8 protein-coding genes are annotated in these 8,613 nt (G+C 68.1%); 4 read left to right on the plus strand and 4 right to left on the minus strand.

Features of this window, described 5'->3' with window-relative positions:
* Positions 1 to 11: 11 nt before the first annotated feature.
* The 3 genes from speA to VFG40_RS12280 are packed head-to-tail and all read left to right on the plus strand — an operon-like array spanning position 12 to position 3,946.
* On the plus strand, positions 12 to 1,901 hold the full coding sequence (gene speA, locus VFG40_RS12270; protein WP_324897836.1) for a biosynthetic arginine decarboxylase: 1,890 nt from the start codon (positions 12 to 14) through the stop codon (positions 1,899 to 1,901).
* 45 nt (positions 1,902 to 1,946) lie between these two features.
* Positions 1,947 to 2,732 carry a 3-hydroxybutyrate dehydrogenase gene (locus VFG40_RS12275; protein WP_324897838.1) on the plus strand — a complete coding sequence of 262 codons (786 nt, stop codon included), beginning with the start codon at positions 1,947 to 1,949 and terminating at the stop codon, positions 2,730 to 2,732.
* Positions 2,733 to 2,767: 35 nt separating this feature from the next.
* A complete protein-coding gene (locus VFG40_RS12280; protein ID WP_324897840.1) occupies positions 2,768 to 3,946 on the plus strand; it encodes a patatin-like phospholipase family protein in 1,179 nt (392 codons plus the stop codon).
* A 54-nt stretch (positions 3,947 to 4,000) separates the two neighbouring features.
* On the opposite strand, the gene VFG40_RS12285 is transcribed toward VFG40_RS12280, so the two are convergent.
* The 4 genes from VFG40_RS12285 to radC form a co-directional block, all read right to left on the minus strand.
* Complete coding sequence (locus VFG40_RS12285; protein WP_324897841.1) at positions 4,001 to 4,756, minus strand: SDR family NAD(P)-dependent oxidoreductase; 756 nt, start codon at positions 4,754 to 4,756, stop codon at positions 4,001 to 4,003.
* A gap of 29 nt (positions 4,757 to 4,785) precedes the next feature.
* Positions 4,786 to 5,499 (minus strand): SPOR domain-containing protein, encoded by a 714-nt coding sequence (locus VFG40_RS12290; RefSeq protein WP_324897843.1) that lies wholly within the window; start codon positions 5,497 to 5,499, stop codon positions 4,786 to 4,788.
* The gene (gene argS, locus VFG40_RS12295; protein ID WP_324897846.1) at positions 5,500 to 7,209 is read right to left on the minus strand and encodes an arginine--tRNA ligase; all 1,710 of its coding nucleotides are present in this window, start codon (positions 7,207 to 7,209) and stop codon (positions 5,500 to 5,502) included. It abuts the gene before it with no gap.
* Between the two features lie 473 nt (positions 7,210 to 7,682).
* Positions 7,683 to 8,357: a RadC family protein gene (gene radC, locus VFG40_RS12300; RefSeq protein ID WP_324897848.1), complete on the minus strand. Its 675-nt coding sequence runs from the start codon at positions 8,355 to 8,357 to the stop codon at positions 7,683 to 7,685.
* Positions 8,358 to 8,453: 96 nt separating this feature from the next.
* On the opposite strand from radC, the gene VFG40_RS12305 reads away from it, so the two are divergent.
* The coding region (locus VFG40_RS12305) for a flavoprotein (RefSeq protein ID WP_414649295.1) at positions 8,454 to 8,613 on the plus strand (160 nt) is incomplete at its 3' end.

Here is an 8,613-nt window from a genome sequence, read left to right on the forward strand (position 1 = left end):
AGACCCCGTCCATGGCGAGTTCCTGGAACAGTGCCGTCGCCCGCCACACCTACGCCGTGGCCCACTGGAGCGATGGCTACGTCGACGTCAGCGACGCCGGCGACATCGTGATGCGCCCGCACGGCGCGAAAGGGCCCACGCTTTCGCTGCCGCAGATCGTGCGCCAGGCGCGCAACGAGGGCCTGCGGCTGCCGTTGCTGGTGCGCTTTCCCGACATCCTGGCCGACCGCCTGGCGCGCATGCGCTCGGCGTTCGCCAAGGCGATTGCCGACAGCGGGTACGCCGGCGGCTACACCGCGATCTACCCGATCAAGGTCAACCAGCAGCACAGCGTGGTCAGCGAGCTGGTGCACGCCGGCACCGAGGGCTTCGGGCTGGAGGCAGGCTCCAAGCCCGAGCTGATGGCGGTGCTGGCGATGGCGCGGCCTGGTTCCATCGTGATCTGCAACGGCTACAAGGACCGCGAGTACATCCGCCTCGCGCTGATCGGCAAGAAGCTCGGCCTGCGCGTGCACATCGTGATCGAGAAGCTGTCCGAGCTGGACCACGTGTTCGCCGAGGCGAAGGCGCTGGGCGTGGAGCCGCTGCTGGGCGTGCGCGTGCGACTCGCCTCCATCGGCGCCGGCAAGTGGCAGAACACCGGCGGCGACAAGGGCAAGTTCGGCCTCTCGCCGAGCCAGGTGCTCACGCTGGTGGAGCGGCTCGATGCGGCCGGCCTCAAGCACACGCTGAAGCTGCAGCACTTCCACATGGGCTCGCAGATATCCAACGTGCGCGACATCGCCAACGGCATGCGGGAGGCCACTCGTTATTTCGTCGAGCTGAGCCGGATGGGCGTGCCGCTGGAGATCGTCGACGTCGGCGGCGGTCTGGGCGTGGACTACGAGGGCTCGCGCTCGCGCAGCCACAACTCGATCAATTATTCGATGGAGCAGTACGCCGCCACCATCGTGCAGTCGCTGGGCGAGGCGGTGGCGGCCGAGCACCTGCCCGCGCCGCACATCCTGACCGAGGCCGGCCGCGCCATGACCGCGCACCATGCGGTGCTGGTGGTGGACGTGAGCGAGGTGGAAAGCGTGCCCCACGGTGACGTGCCGCCGCCGCGGGCGGACGAGCCAGCAGTGCTGCGCCACCTGCGCGAGGTGCATGCCGAGCTCGATGCGCGCCCGCCGCTGGAGCTGTACCACGAGGCCCAGCACCATTTGGCCGAAGGCCAGTCGCTGTACGCGCTGGGCCAGCTGGCGCTGGCCGACCGCGCGCGGCTGGACGAGCTCTACTACGCCGTGGCCAACGCCGTGCGCGCCCGACTGCTGCCGGCCGAGCGCGCGCACCGGCAGGCGCTGGACGAGCTGGACGAGAAGCTGGTCGACAAGTACTTCGTCAACTTCTCGGTGTTCGAATCGGTGCCGGACATCTGGGCGATCGAGCAGATCTTCCCGATCACCCCGATCGCCCGCTTGAACGAGGAGCCCACCCGCCGCGGCGTGATCGTCGACCTCACCTGCGATTCGGACGGCCGCATCGACCACTACGTCGATGCCGAAGGGGTCGACGTGAGCCTGCCGCTGCACGCGCTCAAGGCGGGCGAAACCTATTGCCTGGGCCTGTTCATGGTCGGCGCGTACCAGGAGACGCTGGGCGACATCCACAACCTGTTCGGCGACACCGACGCGGTCAACGTGCGCGCCGACGGTGACGGCTTCGTGTTCGCACACAAGCGTCGTGGCGATACCACCGACCTGATGCTCGACTACGTCGGCTACGACCTGGCCAGCCTGCGCCGCAGCTACCGCGAGCGCATCGCCGCCGCGGGCATCGAGGGCGAGGCGGCCGGCCGGCTGTACGACATCCTGGACGGCGGGCTCACCGCGTACACGTACCTCGCCCCCGAATCGGACTGATCATCCGGGCCGCATCCCACGTCTCCCCTGCGATAAGGAAAAGTCATGACGAATCTCTCCGGCAAGGTCGCGCTGATCACTGGCGCGGCAAGCGGCATCGGCAAGGCGATCGCCGAGCTGTACGCGAAGAACGGCGCGGCGGTCGGCATTGCCGACATCAACCAGCAGGCCGCGGACGCGGCGGCGGCGGAGATCCGTGCCGCCGGCGGCAAGGCGATCGGCATCGCGATGGATGTCACCGACGAGGCGGCGGTGAATGCCGGCACCGACAAGGTGGTGGAGGCGTTCGGCCAGCTGGATATCCTGATCTCCAATGCCGGCGTGCAGATCATCAATCCGATCGACCAGTTTGCCTACGCCGACTGGAAGAAGATGCTGGCGATCCATCTCGACGGCGGTTTCCTCACCACCAAGGCCGCGCTCAAGCACATGTACGGGGGCGATCGCGGCGGCATCGTGATCTACATGGGATCGGTGCACTCGCACGAAGCGTCGAAGCTGAAATCTGCCTACGTCACCGCCAAGCACGGCCTGCTCGGCCTGGCGCGCACGCTGGCCAAGGAGGGCGCGCCGCACAACGTGCGCTCGCACGTGATCTGTCCCGGCTTCGTGCGCACCCCGCTGGTGGAGAAGCAGATCCCCGAGCAGGCGAAGGAACTGGGTATCAGCGAGGCCGAGGTGATCAGGAACGTCATGCTGAAGGACACCGTGGATGCCACCTTCACTACGGTGGAAGACATCGCCCAGACCGCGCTGTACCTGGCCACCTTCCCGTCGGCGGCGCTGACTGGCCAGTCGTTCGTGGTCAGCCACGGCTGGTACATGCAGTAGTCACCCGGCCGCGGCGCAGGCAAGGCGAGATGACCATGGATGCACCGCGACAGTCCCCGCACGCGACGCTGGCCGAGCGGGTCGAGGGAACCTATCCCACCGTGGCGCTGGTGCTGCAGGGCGGCGGCGCGCTGGGCGCGTATCAGGCGGGCGTGGTCGAGGCGCTGGCCGAGTCAGGCGTGCAGCCGCACTGGGTCGCCGGCATCTCGATCGGTGCGCTCAACGCGGCGATCATCGCCGGCAATCCGCCCGCCGAACGCGTGGCGAAGCTGCGCGCCTTCTGGGACGCGATCTGCCAGCGCCCGTTGCTGCCTGCGCCCTGGGCGATGCCGCTCGAGGGCGCGGCCTGGCCGCTGCTGGTGCAGAACGGGCTGAGCGGGATCGCTGCGCTGCGCACGATGTTTGAAGGGCAGGCGGGGTTTTTCCTGCCGCGCATGCCGGCGCCGCCGTTCGCTCCGTGGCGCCGCGGCCCCGGCACGGCAAGCTGGTACGACACGGCACCGCTGCGCGCCACGCTGGAGCGGCTGGTCGACTTCGATCGCCTCAACGACGCACGGGCGATGCGCGTGTCGGTGGGTGCGGTCAACGTGCGCACCGGCAATTTCGCCTATTTCGACAACACCCGGCAGACACTGCGTGCCGAGCACTTCATGGCCTCCGGCGCGCTGCCGCCGGGCTTTCCCGCGGTGGAGATCGACGGCGAGTTCTACTGGGACGGCGGCATGGTCTCCAACACGCCGCTGTACCAGGTGCTGCTGGACCGGCCCTGCCACGATGCGCTGATCTTCCAGGTGGATCTGTGGAGTGCGCAGGGCGAACTGCCGCACGACCTGGCGCAGGTCGCGGCGCGCAGCAAGGACATCCAGTTCTCCAGTCGCACCCGCCTGGTCACCGAATACATGCGCCGGGACCTTGAACAGCAGCGGCTGCTGCACGACCTGATGGCGCTGGTGCCGGAGGGGCGGCGGGGCGATCTCGCCTTCCGGCGTGCCGAGGCGCGCGCCTCCGGTGCGCTGACCAACCTGGTGCACCTGATCTACCGCAACAAGCCTTACGAGGGGCATTACAAGGACTACGAGTTCAGCGCCAGCAGCATGCGCCAGCACTGGCGCAGCGGGTTGGACGACATGCGCCACACGCTGGCCCACCCGCACTGGCTCGATGCACCCACGCCCGAGCAGCCTTTCGTCACGCATGACGTGCACCGCGATTGAGCGGTCCGTCCCGGGGTTCGCTCTGGCCGCGCGGGCCGTCGCGTGGCGCGGGGCTCAGGCGTCGCGATGCACCTGCAATCCGGCCGCCGACTGGCTCACCGGCATCACTTCGAGCCGGTTGATGTTGAGGTGCGGCGGCAGCGTGGCGATCCACCAGATCGATTCGGCGATGTCGGTCGCGGTGATCGGCTGGGCGCCGGCGTAGAGCTGGTCCGATGCGTCCTGGTTGCCGCCGGTGCGCACCAGCGTGAACTCGGTCTGCGCCATGCCCGGCTCGATCGAGCTTACCCGCACGCCGGTGCCGTGCAGGTCGGTGCGCAGGTTCTGGGTGAACTGGCTCACGAACGCCTTGCTGCCGCCGTAGACGTTGCCGCCCTTGTACGGATAGGTGCCGGCAATCGAGCTGATGTTGACGATCGCGCCGCGCCGTTCGATCAGCGTGGGCAGCAGCAGGTGGGTGATCGTCACCAGCGCGGTGATGTTGGTGTCGATCATCTGTCGCCACTGCGCCAGGTCCGCGTGCTGCGCGGGCGCGGTGCCCAGCGCCAGGCCGGCGTTGTTGACCAGCAGGTCGACGCCGGCAAACGCTGCCGGCAGGCCGGCGATCGCTGCCCGCATGGCCTGCTCGTCGCGCATGTCGAAAGCCAGCGCGTGCACATGGTCGCCGCCATGCCGGTCGACCAGTTTCTGCAGGCGATCGGCGCGACGGCCGGTGGCGATCACCCGCCAGCCGCCGGCGACGAAACGGTCCACGGTCGCGGCGCCGAAGCCGGAGGTGGCACCGGTGATCAGGGCGGTCTTGGCGTGCATGAGGTGGTGCTCGTGGCGGGAGGGGGAGCTCAGTGCCCTTCCTTCAGGGCGATTGCGTTGATGCCGGCCGAGGCGAGCCGCTGCTTGGTCGACTCCAGCTCGGTGGCCGAACGGAACGGCCCCAGGCGCACCCGATGGTAGGTCTGCCCGCCCACCTTGACCGGCTGCACGTTTGCCACGAAACCCTGCAGCGCCAGCTTTGCCTTGAGGCTTTCCGCATCGGCGCTGTCCGGGAATGCGCCCACCTGCAGCAGGTAACCGCTGCCGGCGGCCGGCGTGGGCAGTGCGCTGGCCGGTGCCGCCTGCACGTTCTCGCTGACCGCGGCGGGCGCGCGCGCCATCGCCTGGGCCTGCTGTGCCTGTTGCTGTGCGGCCGCCTGCGCCGCCAGCGCCTGCTGCTGAGCGAGCTGCTTCTGCTGCTCGGCCTTGGCCTGCGCGCTGATCACCGCATCGGGGATGCGCACTTCCTTTTCCGACAACAGCGAATAGAAGTCGTACTGCGGCTTCTTCGGCGTGGTTGCCGCGGCACCTGGCGCCACCGCGCCCGGGTCGCTGCCGCGCTGCGCGGTGGCCTGCGGGTTGGGCTGCGGGCCGGTCGGCGCCATCGGCAGCAGCGACTTGCGCATCAACACCACCATCAGCAACACGCCGACCAGGATGCCGATCGCTGCCCAGCCCCAGCCGGGAAATCCACCGCGCTTGTTGCGCACGGCCTGACGGCCCTTGCCTTTGCGTGCTGCCATTTACATCTTCTCCGGGGCGCCGAGGCCCAGTAGATCCAGACCGTTCCTGAGTACCTGGCGGGTCGCCACCGACAGCGCCAGGCGCGCGTTGCGCAGGTCGTCGTCGTCGACCAGGAACTGGTGCGCGTTGTAGTACGTGTGGAACGCATTGGCCAACTCGCGCAACCAGCCAGCCACCACGTGCGGCTCCAGGCTGGCCGCGGCGGCCTCGACCATCTCGGGGTACTTCGACAACTCGGTGAGCAGGATCTGCTCATGCTCGTTGTCCAGCTTCGCCAGCTGCTGCAGGCCGCGGTCGAGGTCGACCGAGAAGCCCTTCTCGCCGGCCTGGCGCAGCACCGAGCAGACCCGGGCATGTGCGTACTGGATGTAGTACACCGGGTTGTCGTTGGACTGGGAGCGCGCCAGGTCGACGTCGAACACCAGCTGCGAGTCGCTCTTGCGGGCGATCAGGAAGTAGCGCGTGGCGTCGCGACCGACCTCGTCGATCAGGTCGCGCAGGGTGACGTAGCTGCCGGCGCGCTTGGAGATCTTCACCTCCTCGCCGCCCTTCATCACGGTGACCATCTGGTGCAGCACGTACTCCGGCCAGCCCGTCGGGATGCCGGCATCCAGCGCCTGCAGGCCGGCCTTCACCCGCGCCAGCGAGCCATGATGATCCGAGCCGAGCTCGGTGATCGCGCGTTCGTAGCCGCGCTGCCACTTGCTCAGGTGATAAGCCACGTCGGGTACGAAATAGGTGTAGGTGCCGTCGGACTTGCGCATCACGCGGTCCTTGTCGTCACCGTAGTCGGTCGAGCGCAGCCACAGCGCGCCGCCCTCTTCGTAGGTGTGGCCGTGGGCGACGAGCTCGCGCACCGTCTCCTCCACCTTGCCGTCCTGGTACAGCGACGATTCGAGGAAGTAGACGTCGAACGCGGCGCCGAACGCCTTCAGGTCGAGATCCTGCTCATGGCGCAGGTAGGCCACCGCGAACTGGCGGATCGCGTCGAGATCGTCCGGGTCTTTTGCGCCGAGCACGGTGTGGCCGTCGGCGCTGACGCTGTCGCCGGCGAGGTAGGCGTTGGCCACGTCGGCGATGTAGTCGCCGCGATAACCGCCCTCGGGCCACAGCGCGTCGTCTGGCGCGATGCCGCGCGCGCGCGCCTGCACCGAGATCGCCAGGTTGGCGATCTGCACGCCGGCGTCGTTGTAGTAGAACTCGCGCTTCACGTTCCAGCCGGTGGCGTCGAGCAGGCGGCTGATGCAGTCACCAATGGCGGCGGCGCGACCGTGGCCGACATGCAGCGGCCCGGTCGGGTTGGCCGAGACAAACTCGACGCCGGCGGTGTGGCCCGCGCCGGTCCGGCTGCGTCCGTAGGCGTCGCCTTCGGCCAGGATGCGTCGCAGCTCGGCGTGGTAGCTCTGGGCCGAGAGGAAGAAATTGATGAAGCCCGGGCCGGCAATCTCCACCTTGGCCACCAGCGCATTGGCAGGCAGGGCAGCCACCAGCTTTTCGGCCAGGTCGCGTGGCTTGGCCCGGGGCTCACCCGCGCCAACGGTCACGTGCTTGACCAGCAGCATGGCCGCGTTGCTGGCGAAATCGCCGTGCTCGCGGCTGCGCGTACGCTCGATCACGAAGGTCGGAATCGCGAGGTCGGGAGCGAGGAGGGAGTCGTTCTGCAGGGTACGGATGGCCTGCAGCAGCAAGTCGCGCAGCTGTTCTTTCACGGATGGGTGCGGTCGGGCAAAGCGATGGGACCGCCAATGCTAACAGAGCGCCTCGCCGCTCGCGGCCTTGCCGCGCGGGCTGCTGCGCCGCATGAATGCGCCTGTGGATAACTCTGTGGGGAAGATCGGCGTCGTTGTGTTCGCGGCTTGACCGATAGCGCCGGCATCGCCGGTATCGGCATTTTTATCTTTGAAAATCCGTATCTTGCGAGATGGTGTTGATTGGTCAGGCAGGAGAGGGCTGCAAACGCAGGCCCGCGGCCGAGTGTGCATAAGTTTCAGGGGGTTGCCCGTACGGAAAACGCCGCCTGGGCGTCATCCGGCTGTCATGCGGCGCCAGCACACTGCGCCAGCGTTCGGCGGACGACCTCCCCGGAGAATGCCGGCGCCCGGAGATACCGTGTTCTCCACCCTCCCCAAAAACGGCCTTGAGCGGCGCGGCGGAAGCCAGCGCCGCTTTTTTTCCGGGGCGCTCAGATCAGCCCGCGGGCCGCCATCGACACCGGTTCGCCCGCTCCGATGACCAGGTGATCGAGCACGCGCACGCCGACCAGCTGCAGCGCGTCGCGCAGCTGGTGGGTGATGGCGCGATCGGCCGCGCTGGGTTCGGCCACGCCGCTGGGGTGGTTGTGGGCGAAGATCACGGCACAGGCGTTGTGCTGCAGGCAGGCACGCACCACCTCGCGCGGATGCACGCTGGCGCCGTCGATCGAACCGCGGAACAGTTCCTCGAAGGCGATCACGCGATGCCGCTGGTCGAGGAACAGGCAGGCGAACACCTCATATGGATGCGCGCCGATGCGCGCGCGCAGGTAGTCGGCGCAGGCTGCAGGATGGATCAGGGCATCGGGTCGGTTCAACTCGCTGGCTAGGTAACGCCTTCCCAGTTCCAATGCGGCGTGCAGCGCACATGCCTTGGCCGTGCCGAGGCCGGGTTGCGCGGCCAGGACGGACGGTTCCAGATCCAGCAGAGGTCGCAGTCCGGCATGCGTGGTCAGCAATTCGCGGCCCAGGTCTACGGCGGTCATGCCGCGCCGGCCGCTGCCGATGAAGACAGCCAACAGTTCGGCATCGGACAGAGCAGCAGCACCGCGTCCGATGAGTTTCTCGCGTGGGCGTTCGTCGCTGGGCCAGTCACGGATCGTCATGGGCCAAAGTGTGCGCAAGCACGACGACCGGAGTAATCGGAAAGCGCGCGATTTCCGGTAAGCTATCGGCCCGTTTCGATGTCGGCTGATTCCTACATGAGCGCTGCGGCTCTGGCCAACCTGCGAGTCTTGCTCGGTGTGTCGGGAGGCATCGCCGCTTACAAGGCGGCCGAGTTGACCCGTCGCTTGCGCGATGCGGGCGCCGATGTGCAGGTAGTGCTGACCGAAAACGCCGCACGCTTCGTCACGCCGCTGA

The sequence above is a fragment of the Dyella sp. genome, from assembly GCF_035685805.1.
Lineage (GTDB): Bacteria > Pseudomonadota > Gammaproteobacteria > Xanthomonadales > Rhodanobacteraceae > Dyella_A.